This window comes from Yersinia frederiksenii ATCC 33641, assembly GCF_000754805.1.
In the GTDB taxonomy this organism is placed as follows: domain Bacteria; phylum Pseudomonadota; class Gammaproteobacteria; order Enterobacterales; family Enterobacteriaceae; genus Yersinia; species Yersinia frederiksenii.
Genome location: NZ_KN150731.1, coordinates 3,790,106 through 3,814,904, shown reverse-complemented (window position 1 = coordinate 3,814,904; position 24,799 = coordinate 3,790,106). Strand labels below are relative to the sequence as shown.

The window sequence follows — 24,799 nt, the reverse complement described above, 5'->3', positions numbered from 1 at the left end:
ATGCGCAAGCGCGCATGCTATCAATACCGCGCCTGCCACACCATAAAATTTATGTTACTGATTTTTGTCCGATATTTAGCATAAAAATTGTGCTAAGGACGTAGTAAAAGATTAAGGCTGAAATAAGAATATTTTATTTAAGCCAATTCTCCTTTTACCAAAGGAACAAAGCGTACCGCTTCTACCGTCTCAATCTGGAACTCATTGTTACGACGCTGCACACATTTTAGTATTTGAGATTGCTCCCCCACCGGCAGGACTAATATCCCCCCCTCGTCCAATTGCTCAAGTAATGCATTGGGTATTTCTGGCGGAGCCGCTGTCACAATGATCGCATCAAATGGCCCGCGTGATGCCCAACCTAGCCAGCCATCACCATGGCGGGTAGAGACATTATGCAGATCAAGCTGTTTCAGGCGACGTTTTGCCTGCCACTGTAACCCTTTGATTCGTTCTACTGAACATACATGCTCGACTAAATGCGCCAAAATAGCAGTCTGATAACCAGAACCCGTGCCAATCTCTAATACCCGCGAAGTCGGCGTCAATTGCAACAACTCCGTCATGCGCGCCACCATATAAGGCTGAGAAATAGTTTGCCCTGAACCTATAGGAAGGGCTGTATTCTCATAGGCCTTATGGGATAACGCCTCATCCACAAAACGCTCGCGCGGCACAGCTTCGATCGCCTGTAACAAGCGTTCGTCTGTAATGCCCTGCTGACGTAACTGCATCAACAATGTTTGCATGCGTTTATTTACCATTCTCCGTCAACCTCGGTATTTGCTAACGTCATGTTGGTTAACCAATCTTCAACCACCTGTTGCGCCGCATAGGCGGTTAAATCAACCTGCAATGGTGTGATAGAAACATAACCTTGCTCAACTGCTGCGAAATCAGTGTCATCCGCCACATCAAACTTTTCCCCCGGCGGCCCAATCCAATAGAGATCTTGTCCCCGTGGGTCTTGTTGACAAAATACCTGCTCTGCCGGGTGACGGCTACCACAACGTGTTACCCGAATCCCTTTAATTGCAGATAAAGGTAAGTCAGGTACATTAATATTCAGTATTTTACCGGTACGCAACGGTTTATGCTGTAACGCACGCAATATCCGGCAAGTGACTGCCGCCGCCGTAGCATAGTGCTGGTGACCATTGAGCGAGACGGCCAATGCAGGGAATCCCAAGTGCCGCCCTTCCATCGCCGCCGCCACAGTACCAGAGTAGATAACATCGTCCCCCAGATTTGGGCCCGCATTGATACCCGAAACGACAATATCAGGCCGGGGACGCATTAACGCATTGACGCCCAAATAGACACAATCGGTCGGCGTACCTTGCTGAACGGCAATATCACCATTGGACAACGTCGTGATACGCAAAGCGCTATCTAGCGTCAAGGCATTAGAAGAACCGCTGCGATTACGGTCCGGTGCCACAATCTGTACCTGGGCAAACTCTCGCAATGCTGATGCCAGTGTTTGGATACCCGGCGCAGTAATGCCGTCGTCGTTACTCAGCAATATCCGCAGCATCGGCATTGTCCTGATTCATAATTTCTCGCACCACACTGGTGGCAAAACTGCCAGCGGGCAGCCAGAAGCTGAGTTCCAAAGTGACCTCATCCCACCAATTCCACGTCATATTCTGTGGTTTCAGCAAGATAGCCCTACGGGCTCCCTCAACACGCTCGCGTTTAATCAATGCCAATAGCTCGGTTTGCTCTGCTAAGCATGCCTGCTCGAAAGTCAGTGCTTCGCCCTGGGTACCCAGCTCGCCATCACCCGGCAATGGCGCAGTGACATTCAATTCACCCGCATCAACGCGTTGCTGTAACGTGGCCAGTTCTTCTGCTTCAGCCACAAACCAACTACCGCGCCCCGAGAGCTGCAATGCATCGCCAGCCAATACGGTCGTCGCCTGCTGTTGTGCCAAACGGCAGCTGCTAATCAGGTTGAACATGGCACTGCGGCTAGCTGACAAATAAAAGCTGCGTTTACTGCGTTCTTTTACTCGAATTTCATTATTAGCCCATAACCGAGCCTGCACCAGATTATTGCCACCACGACCAAATCGCTGGCTCCCGAAATAGTTAGGCACGCCCTGCGCGGCTATCTGCTGCAATCGCTGTTCTACGTCCTGATTATCGGTGATATGGCGCAAAATCAAGGTAAAAGCATTGCCTTTCAATGAACCTATCCGCAGTTTTCTTTTTTGGCGCACAGACTCAAGGACCTCACAGCCTTCCAGCTCAAAAGTGGACAGGTCCGGAGCTTCTTTGCCCGGCAAGTGTAAGCAGAACCATTGCTCGGTGACGGCGTGACGATCTTTCAACCCCGCATAACTTACCAAACGTGGATGAATCTTGGCAAAACGCGCCAGATAGTCAGCAACAAACTGGGTATTGCAGCCATTTTTGCGGATACGTACCAGTAAATGCTCACCTTCACCGTCAGGTTCAAATCCCAGATCTTCGACTACCACAAAGTCTTCTGGATTGGCTTTTAACATACCATTTGCTTTGGGTTTGCCGTGCAACCAGGTTAGATTTTCCATGTCCATCATTTATGCCTTAACCAATAACTATTTATTAAGCGACAACAAGGCGTTAACCAACAACTAGGCTTTAACCAACAGGGCCACCGCTTCACAGGCAATACCTTCACCACGGCCAGTAAAGCCGAGCTGTTCAGTGGTCGTGGCTTTGACGTTGATATCATCCATATGACATTGTAGGTCTTCCGCCAAATGAACGCGCATTTGCGGAATATGAGGGGCCATTTTAGGGGCTTGGGCAATAATCGTAATATCCAGATTCCCTAGTTGGTAGCCTTTAGCCAGGATACGGCGATAAGCTTCACGCAAGAGCGCACGGCTGTCTGCGCCTTTAAATGCCGGATCGGTGTCGGGGAATAACTTTCCAATATCGCCCAAAGCAGCAGCACCCAGTAATGCATCGGTAGCGGCATGTAATGCGACATCGCCATCAGAATGTGCCAACAGGCCCTTTTCATAAGGGATGCGCACGCCGCCAATAATCAGCGGGCCTTCGCCGCCAAACTTATGAACATCGAAACCATGGCCAATTCGCATTAATTGCACTCCAGTTATTGGGGATTTTGTCGTTGAGTTAAGTAGAACTCTGCCAGCGCCAGATCTTCTGGGCGCGTCACCTTGATATTATCCGAACGGCCCGAAACCAGTATCGGATGATAGCCGCAATGTTCTAATGCTGAAGCTTCATCGGTGACTACCGCCCCATCTTGCAGGGCGCGAGATAAGCACATTTTTAATAACTCAAGTGGGAAAAGTTGAGGTGTCAGGGCATGCCACAGTGCTTGGCGATCCACCGTATGGGCGATGGCTTGAACCCCTGCTTCACTCCGTTTCATGGTGTCGCGCACCGGTGCCGCCAAAATACCTCCGACCTTGCTGTACTCGATTATCGATAATAATCTTTCAAGATCATCAGCATGCAAACAGGGACGCGCCGCATCATGCACCAGTACCCATTCGGCCCGCCCGGCATAGCGCAAACCTGCCATGACAGAATCAGCTCGCTGCTCACCACCGTGAACCACACTGATACGCGGATCCTGAGCAATAGATAATGACGAAAACTGCTGATCCTGTGGATGTAGCACCACGATAACCCGCTGGATCCTTGGGTGATTCAGCAAAGAAAAAATAGCATGCTCAATGATTGTCTTGCCCCCAGCAATTAAATACTGTTTGGGGCAATCAGCCTGCATACGGCTGCCAATACCCGCCGCCGGTAATACGGCGACGATTTCAGGAAGGGAAACTGCGAAATTACTCATTATTTATTGTTGTGCGTTATTTTGCGTCGAAGGGATACTCGCATTGCGTCCGGATTGGTCAGGGACCAGACGATAGAAACTTTCGCCGGGTTTAATCATACCCAGTTCGTTACGTGCGCGTTCTTCGATCGCCTCTTGACCACCGTTTAAATCATCAATTTCAGCGAATAGCTGGTCGTTCCGAGCTTTAAGTTTGCTGTTATTGACCTCTTGGAGGGTAACGTCATCCTTAACCCGAACAAAATCATGAACCCCATTCTTGCCCAGCCACAATGAATACTGTAGCCAGCCAAGTAAAATCAGCAATAATAGTGTAAGTTTTCCCATTCCCGCCCCCTGAAAAACTGCCTAATCATCCCACAACTTTTCGTCGGACTCCACTGTGTGACGGAAATAGGCCACAAGGCTCAGATTAAGGACGATTTCCGGCAAAAATACCATGCAAATCTACAAAATGTCATTAAATGCTAATTTTCAGCACAGTTTCACCCCACCATTATCGGTTAATAAATCATGCAGAGATAAACACTGGGAAAGGTAGCTTTGCCGTTAACTTATGTCTACCAACAAAAGAAATGTGAATATTTAATGTCGCCATAAATAAATAATCCCTATCACGGTTGAGTTTACATTTATAAAAGTTTATTTTTATGCACTCAAACTGCATAAATAAAAAATCATGCTTTCACTTACCTTTGCCTTTTAACCGGGAGATTTACATGTTTAAACGTTTAATGCTGGTCGGGACATGCCTGGCCGCCGTGTTGTCTGCAAGCAGTGCAATGGCCGCCGAACCAACTTATGTAGTCGGTTCCGGTGGTACCTACCGCCCATTCGAGTATGAAAATAGCCAAAAACAGCTGGAAGGTTTTGATATCGATATTATTAAAGCTATCGGTAAAGCTGAAGGTTTCCAGGTCAAACTGGTGAATACACCGTGGGAAGGCATTTTTGCCACCTTGGGATCGGGTGATCGCGACATCATTATTTCTGGCATCACTATTACCGACAAACGTAAGCAAATGGTTGATTTCTCAGACCCTTATTTCCCGGCTGAACAAACTATCGTGGTGCCTAAAGATTCTAAAGTGGACTCCATTGCCGCATTGAAAAATCTGAATGTTGGTGTGGTGAACTCCAGCACCGGCGATATCGTGGTATCCGATGTTCTGGGTAAAAATAGCACCGCAATCAAACGCTTTGATAATACGCCGCTGATGCTGCAAGAGTTATATGAAGACGGTATTGCCGCTGCGGTTGGCGATGTGGGTGTGGCCAAGTTCTACCTGAAAACTCATCCGGAAAAAGCCTTCCAACTGGTTTCTGATGACAAATTCGAGCGCCAATATTTTGGTATTGCGGTCGCGAAAGGTAATGAAGAATTACGCAATAAAATCAACAGCGGTTTACAGAAAATCGTTGCTGATGGCACCTACGCCAACATCTACGAAAAATGGTTTGATACCCAGGTACCTACTTTGCCTGCGGCAACACAGCCAGCAAAATAATTTTTTAATACACCTTTTTAGACCCAAAGCTCTTGGCGTTACAGCCCGGTTGTGAATACCGCTGTAACGTCAACGACAACGGTTTTTTGGATTGTCTTATGTCAGGATTTCGTTGGGAAATCATCCAGGAATACGCGCCACTGTTTATGGACGGCGCCTGGATGACGATAAAGTGCACCATTATCTGCGTGATTCTGGGAACCACCTGGGGGTTAACTCTGGGGCTGGGGCGGTTAGCGCAGGCACCTCATGGTATCTGGAAACCCGTATTGTATTACTTTGTTCAATGGCCAGTGCGTATCTATATCAGTGCCATACGAGGAACACCGCTCTTTGTGCAGATTATGGTGGTGCATTTCGCATTAGTGCCACTGTTTATCAATCCACGGGATGGCATTCTGGTCACCAATGGCATTATGTCCTCTGATTTTGCCAGAATGCTGCGCTCCGATTACGGTGCATTCTTATCTTGTATCGTGGCTATCACATTGAATGCTGGAGCATATGTCTCCGAGATTTTCCGTGCCGGTATCCAGTCAATTGATCGTGGTCAGATGGAAGCCTCTCGTTCACTGGGAATGAGCTACGGCAAAACCATGCGCAAGGTTATCCTGCCGCAAGCTTTCCGCCGCATGCTGCCGCCATTGGGTAATAATGCCATTGCCATAGTGAAAGATTCATCACTGGCATCAGCCATCGGGCTGGCCGATTTAGCCTATGCCGCGCGTACCGTATCCGGTGCCTATGCGACTTATTGGGAACCCTATCTAGCCATTTCACTGGTTTATTGGGTTATTACGTTCTTGCTTTCGCTGTTAGTGCGGCATATGGAAAAGAGGTTCGGTAAAAGTGATTCACGTACATAACCTACAAAAACAATTTGGCGAAACCCATGTGTTACGCGGCATTTCCTGCGAAATTCAGCCGAAAGAAGTGGTCTGTATCATTGGCCCGTCAGGCTCGGGGAAAAGCACCTTTTTGCGCTGTATCAATGCACTGGAAACATTGTCCGGCGGTGAAATAACGGTTAATGGTTTTGAGATCCACAATCCCAAAACAGACCTTAACCGCATGCGCGAAAGTGTCGGCATGGTATTTCAGCGTTTTAATCTGTTCCCCCATATGACGGTACTAGAAAACCTGATTATGGCGCCGATGGACGTCAAAAAGCTGCCGCGTGCACAGGCCATAGAACGGGCTGAGTTATTGTTACGTAAAGTTGGGCTACTGGACAAAATTGATGCTTATCCTAGTAGCTTGTCCGGCGGACAACAGCAGCGAGTCGCCATTGCCAGAGCCTTGGCGATGGAGCCGAAAATCATGCTGTTTGATGAGCCCACTTCTGCCCTTGACCCAGAATTAGTGGGTGAAGTACTGGCCGTGATGAAAGCCTTGGCACTGGAAGGGATGACTATGGTGGTCGTCACCCATGAAATGGGCTTTGCCCGCGATGTTGCCGACCGGGTATTGTTTATCGATCAAGGAGTGATTCAGGAAGAGGGTCAACCGGAAGAGATCTTTACCGCGCCAAGCAACCCACGAACTCAAGCCTTCCTCAGCAAGGTGCTTTCAGCACAAAATTAACCCTCATCTTTCAAGTTACAGGGTTGTTGGCTGCCATCATTTACCCAAGTCATTGAGCTATCTCAACTCCTTGGGTTCATTCTGTTGCCGCCTACCTGTATCTTGAAATCTATTGGATAGAGATGTGAGGTTGTTACAGATTGGCTTTATTCAAAACTGAAGTGGGCGGTTATCGGGTTAAACCCAAACCCGCCCGCTGAACTCGCGCTCACCAGCCGGTGAGAAATGAGAACAGCATCCAGAATAAGCACACCACCGCAATCCCTGTACCACCGACGGTAACGAGCAGATTACCGCGCGATAGCATGCTCAACGTGATACCGATTAGCACCGAAACCGGCATCAAGGCCAAAAAGAACGGCCAGGTATAGAGTAAGAAGAAGACCGTATTGGGGCCATAGACAAAAAATGGGATAGCAAACGCCAGCCAATAGAAAACAAAACCAGTGACGCCCCCAAGAAAGGAGTATGACGGATCCTCTCTCTCTTGCTGTTCGTCGATAATAATCTGGGTGACATTCTGCATAGAAATCCCGTGGGCACAGTTTACCGGCACGCTCTGAGGTCGTTTCGCCGGGCAGTACATGTAGCCAAAAAGTACATTTAGAGTTTGATAATAGCTCTACCACGGAGTACGTCTAACAATTGTTCAATCAAATTTGTTACTAATTGTTCACCCTGCAAATGTATATCAGGGTGCTCAGGAGCTTCATAAACAGAGTCGATGCCGGTAAAGTTTTTCAGCTCACCGGCACGGGCTTTCTTATAGAGTCCTTTCGGGTCGCGAGCTTCACAAATCGCCAACGGCGTATCCACGAATACCTCGATAAACTGGCCCGATACCAGCATATCTCGCACCATTTGGCGCTCAGCCCGATGAGGAGAAATGAAGGCGGTCAGTACCACCAGACCTGCATCAACCATCAATTTGGCAACTTCCCCGACCCGACGGATATTCTCGCGCCGGTCCGCATCAGAAAAACCCAAGTCGCGGCATAGACCATGGCGAACATTGTCGCCATCGAGTAAGTAAGTACTAACCCCCTGGGCAAACAGCGCCTGTTCCAGTGCGCCGGCCAAGGTTGATTTACCGGAACCCGATAAACCGGTAAACCACACCACCACACCCCGATGTCCATGCTGTTGCTCACGATCTTCTCGGGTCACAGTATGAGGATGCCAGACAATATTCTCATCCGCAGGCACGCTATTTACCCCCTAACAAATCACGCGCACCCCAGTGTGGGAAGTGGCGGCGAACCAGTGCATTCAGCTCTAGTTCAAATGCGCTGAATTCAGTTGTTTCTTGGTAAATCGACTCTAGCGTCTCACGGATCAAACCCGCACCAACGGTGACATTACTCAAGCGGTCAATGAAGATCATGCCGCCGGTATCCCGATTACGTTGATAGCTATCAAGCAGCAGTGGCTCATCAAACGCCAGTTCAACCAAACCAATGCCGTTAAGCGGCAGGTTTTCAACTACCCGCTGAGTCAACGAGTTGATTTCAACTTGATATTGGATATTTTCAACACGGGCCCGGGTCTTTTTCCCCGCGACTTTAATATCATAACTTTGTCCAACCACCAGTGGTTGCTCGGCCATCCATACCACATCCACCAGCGCATTCTGTGCCGCTTTGAGGGTCTCACTGGCATCAACCAGTAAGTCGCCCCGACTGATGTCCACCTCATCTGTCAGCACCAACGTAATCGCCTCACCGGGCACCGCTTGGCTCAAATCGCCATCGAAGGTCACAATACGCGCCACCGTTGATTCCACACCGGAGGGCAATACTTTTATTTTTTGCCCCACCCGGACAATACCGGCAGACAAGGTGCCCGCATAACCACGGAAATCCAGATTAGGCCGGTTCACATACTGCACCGGGAAACGCAGTGGCTGCTGACGGCTGGCATTCACCACATCAACACTTTCCAGTACTTCAAGCAGCGTCGGTCCGGAGTACCAATCCATTTTCTCACTCGGTGAGGCGACATTGTCACCGTCCAGCGCAGATAGCGGCACAAATTTAATATTGAGGTCTGTCGGTAACTGCTCGGCAAAACTCAGGTAATCCTCTTTAAACTGCTCGAAGACACTTTCCTGATAATCCACCAAGTCCATCTTATTCACTGCCACCACTAAGTGGCGGATACCCAGTAACGTGGCGATAAAACTGTGGCGGCGGGTTTGGTCCAGCACCCCTTTACGCGCATCGATCAACAAAATAGCCAAGTCACAGGTAGAAGCACCGGTGGCCATATTGCGGGTATATTGCTCATGCCCAGGGGTATCGGCGATGATAAACTTGCGTTTTTCAGTCGAGAAATAACGATAAGCTACATCAATGGTAATGCCCTGCTCACGTTCAGCCTGTAAGCCATCCACCAGTAATGCCAAGTCCAGTTTCTCGCCCTGAGTACCAATACGTTTACTATCAGTATGCAGCGTTGTGAGCTGATCTTCGTAGATTTGGCGGGTATCGTGCAACAAACGGCCAATCAACGTGCTTTTGCCGTCATCCACACTGCCACAGGTCAGAAAACGCAGCATCGTTTTGTGCTGCTGTGCATGCAGGTAAGCTTCTACGCCGCCTTCGTTAGCAATTTGCTGGGCAATAGACGTGTTTGCTAAAATCATTGACCTGTTCTGTGTAGCTGACTGACGTTCTAAAGCCGATTGGTCTTGAAATTTTGTGCTCATCGGGCGCTCCTCAGAAATATCCCTGACGCTTTTTAAGCTCCATGGAGCCGGATTGATCGCGGTCGATCATACGACCCTGACGTTCACTGGTGGTCGAAATAAGCATCTCTTCGATAATGGCAGGCAAGGTTTCAGCCTCCGACTCAACTGCGCCGGTCAGCGGCCAACAGCCGAGCGTACGGAAACGCACCATTTTCTGAGTAATCACTTCACCTGGCTGTAAATCGATACGATCGTCATCCACCATCAGCAACATACCGTCACGTTCCACCACCGGGCGTGGCTTCGCTAAATACAGCGGCACAATGTCGATTTTCTCCAGGAAGATATATTGCCAGATATCCAGTTCAGTCCAGTTAGACAAAGGGAAAACACGAATACTTTCGCCTTTGTTAATCTGGCCGTTGTAGTTATGCCACAGTTCTGGGCGCTGATTTTTTGGGTCCCAGCGATGGAAACGGTCGCGGAACGAATATATGCGTTCTTTGGCTCGAGATTTCTCTTCATCACGCCGCGCGCCACCAAAAGCGGCATCAAAACCGTACTTGTTCAGTGCTTGCTTGAGGCCTTCGGTTTTCATGATATCGGTATGTTTGGCACTGCCGTGAACAAAGGGATTAATCCCCATCGCCACCCCTTCCGGGTTACGGTGTACCAATAATTCGCAACCGAAAGCTTTGGCGGTGCGGTCGCGGAACTCGTACATTTCGCGGAATTTCCAGCCGGTATCCACATGCAATAATGGGAAAGGTAAATTACCGGGGAAAAATGCCTTACGCGCCAGATGCAGCATCACAGAAGAATCTTTACCGATGGAATAGAGCATCACCGGGTTACCGAATTCGGCGGCCACCTCACGGATGATATGGATACTCTCCGCCTCCAATTGCCGCAAATGTGTGAGTCGTTTTTCGTCCATAACAGATCCTTTATGCCAAATTCACGACTGATGGGCTAAGCGCCTGTTCAGTCTGCGGTTGTTGCCCAAACCAAGCAATTTGGTGATGTAAATCCACCACTTCACCAATCACCAGCAGGGCTGGAGTGGGTGCCTGATGTGCGAGTGACTCAAGCTGAGCCAGTGTGCCGGTCAGCACTTGCTGGTCAGCACGTGTGCCCCGACCAATCACGGCCACTGGCGTGGTACTGTCTCGACCGTGGGTTATCAATTGTCGGCTGATTTCAGCCGCTTTCACCGTACCCATGTAGATAGCCAATGTCTGACGACCACGAGCCAGTGCTGGCCAATCCAAATCGTCACCATCAGAGCGGCAATGCCCGGTAATAAAGGTCACACTTTGCGCGTGATCACGGTGAGTTAATGGAATACCGGCATAGGCTGTCGCCCCCGCCGCCGCCGTCACCCCCGGCACCACTTGAAAAGGAATCCCCGCACGCGCCACAACTTGTAACTCTTCACCACCCCGGCCAAAGATAAAAGGATCGCCCCCTTTTAGCCGCACTACGCGTTTGCCACGCAGCGCTAATGTGACCAGTAATTGATTGGTTTCCTCTTGAGCTACCGAGTGCGTTCCAGCCCGTTTGCCAACACAAATCCGCTCGGCGTCGCGCCGCACTAGATCCAGAACTTCCGGGCTGACTAAATGGTCATACAGCACTACATCAGCTTGTTGAATAACTTGTAGACCGCGCAAGGTCAGCAAACCCGGATCTCCAGGGCCGGCACCCACTAATGCAACTTCGCCTTGAGTGCTGCCCTGCCCCTCTAGTGCCAATTGCAGTTCCTCTTCTGCCTGTGTTAGCTGACCACGACTGATTAAGTTGGCAAACCGGCCACTGAAAGCATTTTCCCAAAAACGTCGCCGCGCCCCCATTGATGAAATTTGCTGTTTAACTCGCCCACGCCAGCGCCCGGCCACTGCCGCCATATCGCTCAAGCTGCTGGGCAGCAAAGCTTCCAGTTTCTCACGCAGTAAACGTGCCAAAACAGGCGCTTGACCGGCAGAGGAGATCGCCACTACCAATGGCGAGCGATCAACAATCGACGGGAAGATAAACGAACAACGCGGTTGATCATCAACCACATTGGCCAAAATATGCCGTTCATCAGCCGCGGCGAAAACTGCAGCGTTCAGTTCGGTGTCGTTAGTCGCAGCAATCACCAAAAAGACGTCATCCAACTGCTCAGGCAAGAAATCTAATGCCAGCCAATCAATGCGGCCTTCTTGATACTGTTGTTCAAGTTCAGATGCCAGAGTCTGTGCCACTACCCGCACCTGCGCGCCAGCGCGGTGGAGTAAGTCAATTTTTCGCGCAGCAACTTCACCGCCGCCAACAACTAATACCGGGCGTCGTTTCAAGTCGGCAAATAGAGGTAGATAGTCCACAACACCCTTCGATTACATGATAAAGCGTAGGGTGACTATAGGGGGGGGTTATGGCCTTATGAAATGACGAAAAGTAATTACAAGTTCCATAATGATATATATGAGTGATAGTCAGGCTCACAGCGGTGTTAGCCAATTATCACTGTGAGTTTTTTTCTTATTTGCTCACCTATAGCCAATAGATTCGAGTTTCAGATAGACAGCTACGGAATGAACTCAAGGAGTTTAGATAACTCAATGAGTTGAGTGACAAATCTGTTAGGAGCAGATTTGAACGCTGCTTGCAGCGGCCTCGCAAAAACGAGGTTCATGGATGGGCCGAGTGGTGATGGCAGCCAACAATCCTGCGGCTTGAAAAATGAAGGGGATAAATATCTGCAGTTTAGGAGCCATACAGATTGTCTATTGGGCCTGACGCTTCCATACTGATTGCGTTATCCAGACCAGCGACTTTAACAAGGATATTTCGGTATGTTTTCCCGCCGTTGCCTAAAGTGGGCACTATTTACTCTGAGTTTCAGTACCGTCCTGCCACTCCAGGCGGCGACAACACCCGCTACCGGTCAAATTGCTGAACAGCAAATTCGCCATATTAGCACTTACTTTCCCGGCCGTATGACGGGTAGCCCGGCCGAACTGCTGGCTGCTGAATACATTAATCATCGTTTCCAGCAGATGGGTTATCAGAGTAATTTACGCGGTTTTAATACCCGTTATCTCTATACCAGTAAAAATGGTAAACAGAGCTGGCGAAATGTCAGTGCCACATCAGTGATTGCGGCTCGCAATGCATCAATAGAGAAACCTGACGCCCAAAAGCAGATCATTATCATGGCGCATTTTGATACTTACACACCGCAAAGTGATCAAGATTTAGATAAAAATCTTGGTGGCCTGACACTACAAGGTGTTGATGACAATGCCGCCGGGGTGGGTGTGATGCTAGAATTGGCAGAGCGCCTTAAAGCAGCACCGCTGCGCTATGACCTGCGTTTTGTGGCACTCAGCGCCGAAGAAATTGGGGCACAAGGCACGGAGAACTACCTGAAACGCATGAGCCAGGCAGAAAAAGCCAACACCTTGCTGGTAATTAATTTAGATAGCCTGATTACCGGTGAACGACTCTATTTTAATGCCAGTAACCAGCCCGCAGCCATTGCAGTAAGGGACCAAGCTCTAGCATTGGCGCGGCGCTATGGCATCACTGCCAGCACCGTAAAAAATCAAGCGACCTCGCTCTGTCAGGCAGAGAAAAATGTCTTTGATACTGCGGGGATACCACTGTTATCTGTCGAGGCCAGCAACACTAAATTAAGCAACAAAGAGAGCCGGGGTAATAACGATGGCTGCCAGCAACGGGCTATCAGTAAGCATTTTCCGCAGGGGATCACTCGCCACCAAAGCCAACTGGATAATTTAAATTATCTGGATAAGTTTTTGCCCGGCCGTATCACTAAACGTAGCCATGACAGCGTCAAAGTTTTGCTGCCACTGATACAAGAATTGGCGGTGGCTAAACAATAGCTGTTGTCATGTGCGCTAAGACAGCAAGCCAATACAGCATTCAAATGATTAGCAGTAAAAAAGGGCGCTATTTGCGCCCTGACTGTTTCTTTTGCTCTCATTCAACCTTCATGCAAACCGCATTCGCGTTTCAGGCCAAAGAAGCGCGTCTCTTCCTCACTCATGCCCGGTTCCCATTTACGGGTGGTATGGGTATCCCCGACAGAGAGATAGCCCTGCTCCCACAGCGGGTGGTAACTCAGGCCATTTTGCGTCAAATATTGGTAAATCTGCCGGTTATCCCAATCAATGATGGGAAGCACCTTAAAGATACCGCGCGCAATAGCCAAAACAGGGAGCTGTGAACGGCTATCCGATTGCTCACGGCGCAAGCCTGCAAACCACGTTTGGGCCCCTAGCGTCTCTAGTGCTCGGTTCATCGGTTCAACTTTGTTCAGGTCATTATAACGTTCAATGCCCTCAACACCCTGTTCCCACAGTTTGCCATAACGGGCTTCTTGCCAGGCTGGGCTTTGCTGCGCACGAAACACCTGCAAATTAAGCTTAAGCTTCTCGGTTAAGTCATCAATAAACTGATATGTTTCAGGGAACAGATAGCCGGTATCCGTCAAAACCACCGGAATATCAGGCTGTTGGCGGGTTACCAGATGCAAACAAACTGCCGCCTGAATACCAAAACTGGAAGAGAGTACAAACTCACCGGGCAAGTTCTCCAGCGCCCAACTAACACGTTCCTGCGCCGTTAAATGCTCAAGCTGCCCGTTAACCACCGCCAATGCCGCAGCTTGTTCTGCCTTCGGCAAGGCTTTCAGTTCGCTCAAATTAAATTGGCTCACACCGCCTCCTGAACATCATAAAAGTCGCGGGCAGAATCAATCACTGGGGCAATGACACCGATACGAATTACAAAGTCACCGAAACCTTCATCTGTCAGGCGCTCTTTAGCCCACCTTCCGACTAATTGGTCAGTGATAGCCAGAATTTCATCTTCGGTAATATTTTCACGATACATCCGCGGTATCCGAGTGCCTTCGCGGTTGCCCCCCAGATGCAGGTTATAGCGCCCGACAGCTTTACCCACCAGCCCGACTTCTGCTAGCAAAGCACGACCACAGCCATTCGGGCAACCGGTCACCCGTAAGACAATATGCTCATCAGCAATACCGTGCTGTTGCAAAATTCCTTCCACCCGGGTCACAAACTCCGGCAGGAAACGTTCGGCTTCAGCCATTGCCAGTGGGCAGGTAGGGAAGGAAACGCACGCCATTGAATTTTCACGTTGCGGGCTGACACTGTCATCCATCAAACCATGTTCGCGGGCCAGAGCCTCAATACGAGCTTTATCTTTCTCTGGCACCCCCGCCACAATCAGGTTCTGATTCGCCGTCAGACGGAAATCGCCCTGATGAATTTTAGCAATAGCCGCCACGCCGCTTTTCAGGCTACGCCCTGGGTAATCCAGCAGACGACCGTTTTCGATAAATAGGGTCAGATGCCACTTTTTATCGACGCCCTTCACCCAGCCAATGCGATCGCCACGACCAGTAAATTGATAGGGTTTTATCGCACCAAAACTCACACCAGCACGCTTTTCAACTTCAGCTTTAAAGGCATCAACACCGACACGCTCCAGCGTATATTTGGTCTTGGCATTCTTACGATCGGTACGGTTGCCCCAATCACGCTGAGTCGTCACCACCGCTTCGGCAATAGCCAAGGTATGTTGCAGTGGGATGTAACCGAATTCACTGGCTTTGCGTGGGTAAGTGTTCTTATCACCATGGGCAATGGATAACCCGCCGCCCACCAGCACGTTAAACCCGACCAACCGGCCTTTCTCTGCGACAGCAACAAAGTTAAGGTCATTGGCATGGAGATCCACATCATTTTGCGGGGGAATGACAACCGTAGTTTTAAATTTGCGCGGCAAATATGTCGCACCCAGAATCGGCTCTTCGTCGGTGGTCGCTACTTTCTCTGCATCCAGCCAGATCTCAGCATAAGCGCGGGTTCGTGGCAGCAAATGCTCAGAAATCTTCTTCGCCCACTCATAGGCTTCTTGATGCAGTACCGACTCCACTGGATTCGAGGTACATAGCACGTTACGGTTAACGTCGTTCGCCGTTGCCAGTGCATCCAAACCTAATTGATTAAGCAGCTGGTGAGCTGGTTTCACATTCCCTTTAAGAATGCCATGGAACTGAAATGTCTGGCGGTTGGTGATACGAATGCTGCCGTACAAAGTGTTATCCGCAGCAAACTTATCAATCCCCAGCCACTGCTGCGGGGTAATTATCCCGCCGGGCAAGCGGCAGCGCAGCATCATGGCATGGCGTGGTTCCAACTTCTGCTCAGTACGTTCAGCACGAATATCACGATCATCTTGCTGATACATGCCGTGGAAACGAATCAGCAGGAAATTATCGCCGTTGAAACCACCGGTCAGCCCATCATTTAAATCTTCAGCAATCGTCCCACGCAGGAAATTGCTTTGTGATTTCATGCGCTCGCCATCGGACAGTTTTCCTGTCACGACCAGTGGCCCTGGGTGTTTTTCATTCATCAGTACACATCCCGCTGATAACGGCGCGCCAGGCGCAGCTCACTTAAATATTCATCAGCCTGCTCGGCATCCATTGCACCGTGCAGAGCCACCACGTCCAGTAAAACCTGCTCGACGTCTTTAGCCATGCGATTAGCATCGCCACAGACGTAAATATGGGCGCCTTGTTGAATCCAGCTCCACAGTTCTGCGCCTTGTTCACGCAGTTTGTCTTGTACGTATATTTTATCGGCCTGATCCCGTGACCAAGCCAGATCAATCCGAGTCAGCAAGCCGTCTTTGACATAACGCTGCCATTCGACCTGATAAAGAAAATCTTCGGTAAAATGCGGGTTACCAAACAGTAGCCAGTTTTTGCCCGTAGCTCCCTCCGCTTCCCGCTGCTGCATAAAAGCACGGAATGGCGCGATGCCCGTACCGGGACCAATCATGATCACGGGTGTCTCTGGATTAGCCGGTAAACGGAAGTTATCGTTATGTTCGATAAAGATGCGGATATCGCCATCCACTTCCAGCCGATCAGCCAAATAACCTGAAGCACCGCCAGTACGTGGACGGCCCTCAATGTCATAGCGCACCACACCGACGGTGATATGCACTTCATTCTCAGTTTCAGCTTGAGATGAGGCAATGGAGTAAAGCCGCGGGGTCAATGGCCGTAATAGCACCACTAATTGATCAGCATTCAGGTCAGAAGGTGCTTGACGGACCATATCAACAATTGGGGTATTCTTTGCATATTGTTGCAGTGCCGGTTTATCTGCCAGCAATGCTATTAGTTTCTCATCACGGGAAAGTGCGGCATATTTATCGACAATCACCGTGGTATTTTGTGTTAGCTCAAGATGGCTGCGCAGCGCCTGTGACAGTGGCATATTCTGTCCATCGATACTGACCAGTTCGTCGCCTTTGAGCCACAAGAGTGCTAGCAGCTCATCCACCAGTGCCGGGGAGTTATCAAACCAGACCCCAAGCGCATCACCCGGTTGGTAGCGCAACCCAGAGTCACCTAAATCAATTTCAATATGGCGCACATCTTTCTCTGAGTTACGGCCAGTGATTTTTTGCTGTACCGACAGCTGCGCAGTCAGTGGCGCGGCCTTGCTGTAAGGGCTGGAGGTAATTTCATCAACCACACCACTTTGGGTGATGGTCGCCGCTGCTGTTGATTGGGCTGGCGCTCTGGCCTGCAACGCCGCAACCACCTGTTGCCGCCATTGCTGCGCTGACTCTTGATATTCCACATCCGCATCGACACGATCCAATAGCCGCTCAGCACCTAATTCAGCCAGCTTGTTGTCGAAATCTTTACCCGCCTGACAGAAATGCTCATATGAGGTATCCCCCAGACCAAATACCGCAAAGGCGGTCTCTGGCAATTTCGGGGCTTTTTTAGACAAAAGAAACTTATGCAGCGCCACAGCCTCTTCCGCAGGCTCGCCCTCCCCCTGGGTGGACGCGACAATGACTAATAAGCGTTCTTGTGCTATCTGTTTAAACTTATAATCACCGGCATTGACCAAATTGACATTAAGCTTGGCCGCCAGAAGGTCATCGCGTAGCTGTTCAGCTAAACGCCGCGCATTACCGGTTTGGGAGGCAGAAATCAGAGTAATAGTTAGCGCCACAGGGGCTGCCACCGCAGGAGCAATCACTGCGCCGGGTTGTTGGTTAACCATGCCCCAGAAGTAGCCAGATAACCATGCCATTTGAGTTGGGGAGAATTCACCAACCGCAGCCTGTAAACGGGCTAACTGCTCCGGCGAGAGCGGGAGTATAGAAGTAGGAGGAGCCTGAGTCGTCATTGCGGTACGAATTCCCTTATGCTTTATACCCTTCGTACTTGAAGCCGCGGGGTTGTTAGCGGCGCGAACTCACCCGAATCACTTGACTGTGTAAGCTCATCGGGATGAGTTTGCTTGCTGCCTACCGGCAACTCCAAGTTCTTTGTGTATGACTGTTAGTGCCAGTAAAAACAGTTTGCGCCCAAAAAAGCTTTATAGACTGTAAGGTTAACCATCTCGATAATAACAATTAAAGAAGCGATAGAAATAATAAATAACCAAAACGACTAAGCGGTTTTTCAGGTAATCGATATGAGTTAAAGTGTTCAACTTATTAGAGAAATTAACTCTCGCTAATTTCACACGCTTAAGTTAGCTCGTCTGTATAAAAATCAGTAAGCTACGTGAAAGAGACAGGGGCGTAGTAGACGGAGTATTTCTCTCTGTTACGCGCATTCATAGCCAGCATCGCTGCTTTCCGGTACTATGCGGCGGTTTTTTGAGTCAATAAGGTCAGGACTATGAGCACCACCCTATTTAAAGATTTTCAGTTTGAAGCCGCTCACCGGCTGCCCCATGTTCCAGAAGGTCACAAATGCGGCCGCTTACACGGTCATTCATTTATGATCCGTATTGAGGTCACAGGTGAAGTTGATGCTCACTCCGGCTGGGTGATGGATTTTGCTGATCTCAAAGCGGCATTTAAACCCATTTGGGAACGGTTAGATCACCATTATCTAAACGATATTCCGGGTTTAGAGAATCCGACTAGTGAAGTGCTAGCCAGTTGGATTTGGCAGCAGCTTAAGCCGCAATTACCCGAACTCAGTGCAGTGATGGTGAAAGAAACCTGTTCAGCAGGCTGCGTCTATCGTGGGTAAAGATTCATAGCAAAAATCCTTGGCGTGCAGCAAGGTGGCAAACAGACTTCTCCCAATGAGCTTACATCCGTCAGTGACCTGGGTAAGGGAGTGCAGTCAACACCGCTGCAGCGCTAAGGACGCGGGTATCAAGCTATATTCAAATATTTATGAGTCTGCATAGATAAACGCCAATTCTTGACAATACAGGTTTCAATACAGAGTTTGGTCGCATCTTCTTTCTGACTAATGGGCTGTAAGGCAATAATCCGTTTTTTATCATCATCTAGTGTTGCCAGTAGCGCTTCAAGAGCCTCGATATCCCGTAAACGCCCCACCGGATGCTTAATTTCATCTGCTCGCTGCAATGCTTGCGGCAATACCTTCAAACCACCGCGCATATTCACTTTGGGCGAAACTGTCACCCAAGTTGTTGCTGAACACTGCACTTCATGAGTGCCGCTGGTTTCAATCTGGCAACTGTAACCAGCTTGTTCCAGGTGTGAAGTTAAAGGAAATAAATCGTAAATAGCAGGCTCACCGCCGGTTATCACCACATGGCGAGCGGTATAGCCTTGTTGAATAAAAATATCCAACAGCTGCTGTTCAGTAGCCGTTCCCCAAGCATCACTTTCTGCTGTTTTCACCATGATGCGCTGCATGTCGACTTCCCGATTAGCGTCTTTTTCCCACGTATGTTTGGTATCGCACCAACTGCAACCCACTGGGCAGCCCTGCAAACGCACAAATATCGCCGGAACACCGGTGAAGTAACCCTCGCCTTGCAAGGTCTGAAACATTTCATTAATCGGGTACTGCATCTGTATCTCTATCGTGATTCAAATCAATGGGCGATTATCGCAGATTCCACCGCTGCGACCAAACTGGCACCCCAGTGACTGCCAGTTTGTTTGTATCAGGCCGTTACTCAATGACGCCACAGGCCATCCGCGCACCGCCACCACCCAGCGGCATTGGGTGGTCAGAATAGTTATCACCGCCTGCATGAATCATTAGCGCATGCTGTTTCAGCTCTGATAACAATTTCAGGCGCGGGGCTAACACCTGATAAGTTGCGGTACCGTCGGCATTCACCACCAGCCCCGGCAAGTCACCCAGATGCCCTTTATCACTATAAGGCCCAAGGTGTTCAGCGGTTTTTTGTGGATCAAAATGCCCACCAGCCGCCAGTGCAGGGACGGCTTTGCCATCTTTCTGCCCCGGCGCACAGCTTGGATTTTCATGCAGATGGAAACCATGAATTCCCGCTACCAGCCCAGTCAGATTGGGAGTAAATAGCAAGCCATAAGGGGTTTCTGTCACGGTAACAGTACCCAACGCCTTGCCATTGCCGGTTGGCAGTGCTTCATTCATGGTTACGATGACATCTGCCGCCAGTAGACTGCCAGAGAAAAGCACTGCCGGTAACAGTAAGTATTTCAGCTTCATCGGTTATCTTCCTTTATCAATTATTATTGAATCATTCAGGTACACATTAAGAATAACCACAGTTCAATTATCTGCACGCTAGCAGTGTTATAGATGAGAGCCAGGGGTGTGAACCCCACAAAATTCAGATTAATCTCGCGGGGAAAGGGTGGGATAATAGTAGGTTGCTATGATTACGTTTGTTCTCTACATGTCATTAAATTCCCTAGAGGATTTTTATATATTCATCCAACGAGAACTATCCTTCATATATTTGATTATATTGATTTTTTATAAAAAATATTTATAGTTCCGTAAAATATTTTCGCCAAATTACCTAGCCTATAACTCATTACCTCCCTCTCTCACATTATCTTTATAACTATTCTTTATTTCAGATAATTACGCCATAAAAAAACCCGCCGAAGCGGGTTTTTCAATCAACTGTTACAGAAGATAATGCGCAGTAATTACTGGCCTTTAACTTCTTTCAGACCGTTGAATGGTGCGCGGTCACCCAGCGCTTCTTCGATACGAATAAGCTGGTTGTATTTAGCAACACGGTCAGAACGGCTCATAGAACCGGTTTTGATTTGGCCTGCTGCGGTACCTACTGCCAGGTCGGCAATGGTAGCATCTTCGGTTTCGCCTGAACGGTGAGAGATAACCGCGGTGTAACCTGCATCTTTCGCCATCTTGATAGCAGCCAGAGTTTCGGTCAAAGAACCGATCTGGTTGAATTTAATCAGGATAGAGTTAGCAACACCTTTCTCGATACCTTCTTTCAGGATCTTGGTGTTGGTTACGAACAGATCATCACCAACCAGCTGGATTTTGTCACCCAGAACTTCGGTCTGGTATTTGAAGCCAGCCCAGTCAGATTCGTCCAAGCCATCTTCGATAGACACGATTGGGTACTGTTTGGTCAGGTCTTCCAGGAAGTGAGTGAACTCTTCGGAAGTGAAAGCTTTGTTGCCTTCGCCAGCCAGAACATATTTACCGTCTTTATAGAATTCAGACGCTGCACAGTCCATAGCCAGAGTAACGTCTTTACCCAGCTCGTAACCTGCTGCTTTTACCGCTTCAGCGATAACAGCCAGTGCTTCGGCGTTAGAACCCAGGTTTGGCGCGTAGCCACCTTCGTCACCAACAGCCGTGTTCAGGCCTTTAGCTTTCAGAACTTTAGCTAGGTGATGGAACACTTCAGAACCGATGCGAACCGCTTCTTTCAGAGTTTTAGCGCCCACTGGCTGAATCATAAACTCTTGAATATCAACGTTGTTATCTGCATGCTCACCGCCGTTGATGATGTTCATCATAGGCAATGGCATAGAGAATTTGCCTGGGGTGCCATTCAGTTCAGCAATGTGCTCGTACAAAGGCATGCCTTTAGACGCTGCTGCTGCTTTAGCTGCTGCCAGAGAAACAGCCAGGATGGCGTTAGCACCAAACTGGGATTTGTTCTCAGTACCGTCCAGATCGATCATGATTTTATCGATGTTAGCCTGGTCTTTGGCATCTTTACCCAAAACTGCCTGAGCAATAGGACCATTTACTGCTGCAACGGCTTTCAGAACACCTTTGCCCAGGAAACGGGATTTGTCACCGTCACGCAGTTCCAGTGCTTCACGGGAACCAGTAGAAGCGCCTGATGGTGCCGCAGCCAAACCAACAAAGCCGCCTTCCAGATGAACTTCGGCTTCTACAGTTGGATTACCACGGGAGTCGATGATTTCGCGACCGATGACTTTAACGATTTTGGACATTAGATTTTCCTCAGTACAAGTTAAACTAAAACTCCAGACAGAGGGGGCGACATCGCTGCCGCCCCTTCTACCAAATATTTTATTTCACCTGGCGCTTCTGATACTCACCAGCCGCTTTCACAAAGCCGGCAAACAACGGGTGACCATCACGTGGCGTCGAAGTAAATTCTGGATGGAACTGACAAGCCACAAACCATGGGTGGTTTGGTAACTCGATAATTTCCACCAGTTTGTTATCCGCAGAAAGCCCTGCTACACGTAACCCAGCGGCTTCAATCTGCTTCAACAACATGTTGTTTACTTCATAGCGATGACGATGGCGCTCAACGATGGTTGGCTCGCCATACATCTGACGAACTAGGCTACCTTCGACCAGATGGCATTGCTGCCCACCCACTCGCATGGTACCGCCCAAATCGCTTTCTTCCGTACGGACTTCAACGTTGCCGTTCTCATCACGCCATTCGGTGATTAATGCAACCACCGGATACTTACAGTCTGGCACAAATTCTGTGGAGTTCGCGTTTTCCATCCCCGCAACATTGCGGGCGAACTCCATCAGGGCAACTTGCATACCCAGGCAAATGCCCAGATAAGGAATATTGTGTTCACGGGCATAACGCGCCGCCAGAACTTTACCTTCCACACCACGGTAGCCGAAACCACCTGGGATGAGGATAGCATCCAACCCTTTCAGCATCTCTTCGCCGCGTGTCTCAACATCCTGCGAATCGATAAGCTTAATGTTCACCGTCAGACGATTTTTCAGCCCACCGTGCTTCAGCGCTTCAATCACAGATTTGTAGGCATCCGGTAATTCTACGTATTTGCCAATCATCCCAATGGTCACTTCACCACCCGGATTCGACTCTTCGTATAATACCTGCTCCCACTCGGCAAGATTTGCTTCAGGACAAGTTAAGCTGAATCGTTTACAAATATAATCGTCAAGGCCCTGTGATTTCAAGAGGCCTGGGATTTTATAAATGGAATCAACATCTTTTAGCGAGATAACGGCTTTTTCCGGCACATTACAGAACAATGCAATTTTGGCACGTTCATTAGCAGGAACTGCGCGATCAGAGCGGCAAATCAGCACATCAGGCTGAATACCGATTGAAAGCAGTTCTTTTACCGAATGTTGCGTTGGCTTAGTTTTCACTTCACCGGCCGCAGCCAGGTAAGGAACCAACGTCAAGTGCATGTAAAGTGTATGCTCGCGGCCAACATCTACCGCCATCTGGCGAATAGCTTCCAGGAATGGCAAGGATTCGATGTCACCGACGGTGCCGCCAATTTCAACCAATACAACATCGTGGCCTTCGCCGCCTTCGATGATGCGTTCTTTGATGGCATTGGTGATATGAGGAATAACCTGAATGGTCGCACCCAGATAGTCGCCACGGCGTTCTTTACGCAGAACTTCAGAATAGATACGGCCAGTGGTGAAGTTGTTACGACGGGTCATTTTGGTGCGAATGAAGCGCTCGTAATGCCCTAAATCCAGATCGGTTTCAGCACCATCTTCGGTGACGAAAACTTCCCCGTGTTGTGTCGGGCTCATGGTGCCCGGATCCACGTTGATGTACGGGTCCAGTTTCATGATGGTAACGTTGAGGCCACGGGCTTCAAGTATAGCCGCCAGAGAGGCTGCGGCAATGCCTTTACCCAGAGAGGATACGACCCCGCCGGTCACAAAAATATAATTAGTTGTCATGCTGAACCTGAGAGTTTAGGTTTAAAGACGATGGAAGAACCAAGACGGGAAAGTAGTATACCCGAACCTTGGTTTCGCTACAAATGATCTCCGCACCAGTGGCCGTTTTCACCGTTTTTATCGCGCAGAACATCGTCTTGCTATCCGTTATAATTCAATATATTAACGTAATTAAAATTCAACAACCATCCGTCGAATGAATTAAAACACCTTACATTTCAGTTTCTTGCTTTTTAACTTGCTGCCAGGCAAGTTCCATCTCATCAAGAGTTGCACTTTCCATACTCTTACCGGATGCCTTAACTATTTGTTCTACCTGGCGAAAACGACGTTCAAACTTACGATTTGCGGCCTGTAAGGCATTTTCAGCTTTATGACCTAAATGACGGGATAAGTTCACCGTGGCAAACAGTAAATCACCAATCTCCTCGCCTAACTTCTCTTCATCCACCACCGCTTGTCGCGCTTCGAACATGACCTCATCGATCTCTTCATAGACTTTGTCTAACACTGGCCCCAATGTGTCCCAGTCAAAACCCACTGCGGCACAGCGCTTTTGGATTTTATGGGCTTTCATCAACGCAGGCAGTGCATCGGGGATATCATCCAAAGCCGAATACAGCGCCTTTTCCGCCCTCTCCTCAGCTTTACGCGACTCCCAGCCAGCAAGTGCTGCCTCACTGCCAATCATCGTTTCTGAAGTGTTTTGCGGCGCATCTGGGAATACATGTGGGTGGCGGCGAACCAGTTTGTCGCTAATGGCATGGCAAACATCATCAAACGCAAATAACCCTTGTTCCTGCCCCATCTGGGCATAAAACACCACTTGGAACAGTAAATCACCCAATTCATCACGAAGATCGTCGAAATCTTTACGCTGAATCGCGTCAAGCACCTCGTAAGTTTCTTCCAATGTATAGGGCGCTATAGTGTCAAAAGTTTGCTTACGATCCCATGGACAACCCAGATCTGGATCACGTAGTTGGCGCATGATATCCAGCAGCCGCTGCAAAGCTAACGCCGTCGAGTCAGATGTAGTTTGATTTTGGTTTTGATTCATTATTTTCACTATATAAGTCAAGGCAAAGTGCCGTGGCCGAACTATCCAGAAACCTTCAACAAGTCAGGGCGTAGCGAGCGCAGGCAGATTGATTGCGGCCAGCGCGCAGCCCCCGGAATGTACACGT

The 24,799-nt window shown here is 49.2% G+C and carries 24 protein-coding genes; 5 read left to right on the top strand and 19 right to left on the bottom strand.

The window, feature by feature from the left end; genetic code table 11:
* Nucleotides 1-137: 137 nt before the first annotated feature.
* Genes DJ58_RS04975 through ftsB form a run of 6 tightly spaced genes read right to left on the bottom strand, consistent with a single transcriptional unit; the run spans nt 138 to nt 4,150 of the window.
* Complete coding sequence (locus DJ58_RS04975; protein ID WP_032910010.1) at nt 138-764, bottom strand: protein-L-isoaspartate(D-aspartate) O-methyltransferase; 627 nt, start codon at nt 762-764, stop codon at nt 138-140.
* Nucleotides 758-1,537: a 5'/3'-nucleotidase SurE gene (gene surE, locus DJ58_RS04980; RefSeq protein WP_032910009.1), complete on the bottom strand. Its 780-nt coding sequence runs from the start codon at nt 1,535-1,537 to the stop codon at nt 758-760. The genes DJ58_RS04975 and surE overlap by 7 nt, the downstream gene beginning before the upstream one ends.
* On the bottom strand, nt 1,515-2,564 hold the full coding sequence (gene truD / locus DJ58_RS04985) for a tRNA pseudouridine(13) synthase TruD (RefSeq protein WP_032910008.1): 1,050 nt from the start codon (nt 2,562-2,564) through the stop codon (nt 1,515-1,517). The genes surE and truD overlap by 23 nt, the downstream gene beginning before the upstream one ends.
* Before the next feature lie 57 nt (nt 2,565-2,621).
* Nucleotides 2,622-3,095 carry a 2-C-methyl-D-erythritol 2,4-cyclodiphosphate synthase gene (ispF, locus tag DJ58_RS04990; protein WP_032910007.1) on the bottom strand — a complete coding sequence of 158 codons (474 nt, stop codon included), beginning with the start codon at nt 3,093-3,095 and terminating at the stop codon, nt 2,622-2,624.
* A gap of 14 nt (nt 3,096-3,109) precedes the next feature.
* Nucleotides 3,110-3,823: a 2-C-methyl-D-erythritol 4-phosphate cytidylyltransferase gene (gene ispD / locus DJ58_RS04995; RefSeq protein WP_004706282.1), complete on the bottom strand. Its 714-nt coding sequence runs from the start codon at nt 3,821-3,823 to the stop codon at nt 3,110-3,112.
* Between the two features lie 3 nt (nt 3,824-3,826).
* Nucleotides 3,827-4,150, bottom strand: a complete 324-nt coding sequence (ftsB, locus tag DJ58_RS05000; RefSeq protein WP_004706281.1) for a cell division protein FtsB — start codon at nt 4,148-4,150, stop codon at nt 3,827-3,829.
* Between the two features lie 392 nt (nt 4,151-4,542).
* Between ftsB and DJ58_RS05005 the strand changes: the two genes are divergently transcribed.
* From DJ58_RS05005 to DJ58_RS05015, 3 genes are all read left to right on the top strand, one after another.
* Nucleotides 4,543-5,331, top strand: a complete 789-nt coding sequence (locus DJ58_RS05005; RefSeq protein ID WP_004706280.1) for a basic amino acid ABC transporter substrate-binding protein — start codon at nt 4,543-4,545, stop codon at nt 5,329-5,331.
* Between the two features lie 98 nt (nt 5,332-5,429).
* The gene (locus DJ58_RS05010; RefSeq protein WP_004706279.1) at nt 5,430-6,197 is read left to right on the top strand and encodes an amino acid ABC transporter permease; all 768 of its coding nucleotides are present in this window, start codon (nt 5,430-5,432) and stop codon (nt 6,195-6,197) included.
* A complete protein-coding gene (locus DJ58_RS05015; protein WP_032910006.1) occupies nt 6,181-6,915 on the top strand; it encodes an amino acid ABC transporter ATP-binding protein in 735 nt (244 codons plus the stop codon). The genes DJ58_RS05010 and DJ58_RS05015 overlap by 17 nt, the downstream gene beginning before the upstream one ends.
* 208 nt (nt 6,916-7,123) lie before the next feature.
* Here DJ58_RS05015 and DJ58_RS05020 read toward each other — a convergent pair whose 3' ends face one another.
* The 5 genes from DJ58_RS05020 to cysG all read right to left on the bottom strand — a co-directional run bounded on the left by DJ58_RS05020 (nt 7,124) and on the right by cysG (nt 11,970).
* Nucleotides 7,124-7,441, bottom strand: a complete 318-nt coding sequence (locus DJ58_RS05020; protein ID WP_004706277.1) for a DUF3561 family protein — start codon at nt 7,439-7,441, stop codon at nt 7,124-7,126.
* 77 nt (nt 7,442-7,518) lie between these two features.
* The gene (gene cysC, locus DJ58_RS05025) at nt 7,519-8,121 is read right to left on the bottom strand and encodes an adenylyl-sulfate kinase (protein WP_004706276.1); all 603 of its coding nucleotides are present in this window, start codon (nt 8,119-8,121) and stop codon (nt 7,519-7,521) included.
* Nucleotide 8,122: 1 nt separating this feature from the next.
* Nucleotides 8,123-9,622, bottom strand: coding sequence for a sulfate adenylyltransferase subunit CysN (cysN, locus tag DJ58_RS05030; RefSeq protein ID WP_172460453.1), 1,500 nt, complete (start codon nt 9,620-9,622; stop codon nt 8,123-8,125).
* 10 nt (nt 9,623-9,632) lie between these two features.
* Nucleotides 9,633-10,541 (bottom strand): sulfate adenylyltransferase subunit CysD, encoded by a 909-nt coding sequence (cysD, locus tag DJ58_RS05035; protein ID WP_004706274.1) that lies wholly within the window; start codon nt 10,539-10,541, stop codon nt 9,633-9,635.
* A 10-nt stretch (nt 10,542-10,551) separates the two neighbouring features.
* Nucleotides 10,552-11,970: a siroheme synthase CysG gene (gene cysG / locus DJ58_RS05040; RefSeq protein WP_004706273.1), complete on the bottom strand. Its 1,419-nt coding sequence runs from the start codon at nt 11,968-11,970 to the stop codon at nt 10,552-10,554.
* A 471-nt stretch (nt 11,971-12,441) separates the two neighbouring features.
* On the opposite strand from cysG, the gene DJ58_RS05045 reads away from it, so the two are divergent.
* Complete coding sequence (locus DJ58_RS05045) at nt 12,442-13,494, top strand: aminopeptidase (RefSeq protein ID WP_004706272.1); 1,053 nt, start codon at nt 12,442-12,444, stop codon at nt 13,492-13,494.
* A 101-nt stretch (nt 13,495-13,595) separates the two neighbouring features.
* On the opposite strand, the gene DJ58_RS05050 is transcribed toward DJ58_RS05045, so the two are convergent.
* From DJ58_RS05050 to cysJ, 3 genes are read right to left on the bottom strand one after another with little or no spacing between them, the layout of a single operon-like run.
* A complete protein-coding gene (locus DJ58_RS05050) occupies nt 13,596-14,330 on the bottom strand; it encodes a phosphoadenylyl-sulfate reductase (protein ID WP_032910004.1) in 735 nt (244 codons plus the stop codon).
* Nucleotides 14,327-16,057: an assimilatory sulfite reductase (NADPH) hemoprotein subunit gene (gene cysI / locus DJ58_RS05055; RefSeq protein WP_032910002.1), complete on the bottom strand. Its 1,731-nt coding sequence runs from the start codon at nt 16,055-16,057 to the stop codon at nt 14,327-14,329. The genes DJ58_RS05050 and cysI overlap by 4 nt, the downstream gene beginning before the upstream one ends.
* Nucleotides 16,057-17,862, bottom strand: coding sequence for an NADPH-dependent assimilatory sulfite reductase flavoprotein subunit (gene cysJ, locus DJ58_RS05060; RefSeq protein ID WP_004706270.1), 1,806 nt, complete (start codon nt 17,860-17,862; stop codon nt 16,057-16,059). Before cysJ ends, cysI begins: the two co-directional genes overlap by 1 nt.
* A 500-nt stretch (nt 17,863-18,362) precedes the next feature.
* Here cysJ and queD point away from each other — a divergent pair, with 500 nt between their 5' ends.
* The gene (gene queD / locus DJ58_RS05065; RefSeq protein WP_004706268.1) at nt 18,363-18,722 is read left to right on the top strand and encodes a 6-carboxytetrahydropterin synthase QueD; all 360 of its coding nucleotides are present in this window, start codon (nt 18,363-18,365) and stop codon (nt 18,720-18,722) included.
* Nucleotides 18,723-18,850: 128 nt separating this feature from the next.
* On the opposite strand, the gene queE is transcribed toward queD, so the two are convergent.
* From queE to mazG, 5 genes are all read right to left on the bottom strand, one after another.
* Nucleotides 18,851-19,522 carry a 7-carboxy-7-deazaguanine synthase QueE gene (queE, locus tag DJ58_RS05070; RefSeq protein ID WP_004706267.1) on the bottom strand — a complete coding sequence of 224 codons (672 nt, stop codon included), beginning with the start codon at nt 19,520-19,522 and terminating at the stop codon, nt 18,851-18,853.
* Between the two features lie 103 nt (nt 19,523-19,625).
* Nucleotides 19,626-20,150, bottom strand: a complete 525-nt coding sequence (gene sodC / locus DJ58_RS05075; RefSeq protein WP_004706266.1) for a superoxide dismutase family protein — start codon at nt 20,148-20,150, stop codon at nt 19,626-19,628.
* Between the two features lie 449 nt (nt 20,151-20,599).
* Entirely contained in the window at nt 20,600-21,895 is a 1,296-nt protein-coding gene (gene eno, locus DJ58_RS05080; RefSeq protein ID WP_004706265.1) for a phosphopyruvate hydratase, read from the bottom strand.
* A gap of 79 nt (nt 21,896-21,974) precedes the next feature.
* Nucleotides 21,975-23,612: a glutamine hydrolyzing CTP synthase gene (gene pyrG, locus DJ58_RS05085; RefSeq protein ID WP_004706264.1), complete on the bottom strand. Its 1,638-nt coding sequence runs from the start codon at nt 23,610-23,612 to the stop codon at nt 21,975-21,977.
* A gap of 211 nt (nt 23,613-23,823) precedes the next feature.
* Complete coding sequence (gene mazG, locus DJ58_RS05090) at nt 23,824-24,672, bottom strand: nucleoside triphosphate pyrophosphohydrolase (RefSeq protein WP_032910000.1); 849 nt, start codon at nt 24,670-24,672, stop codon at nt 23,824-23,826.
* Between the last annotated feature and the right edge of the window lie 127 nt (nt 24,673-24,799).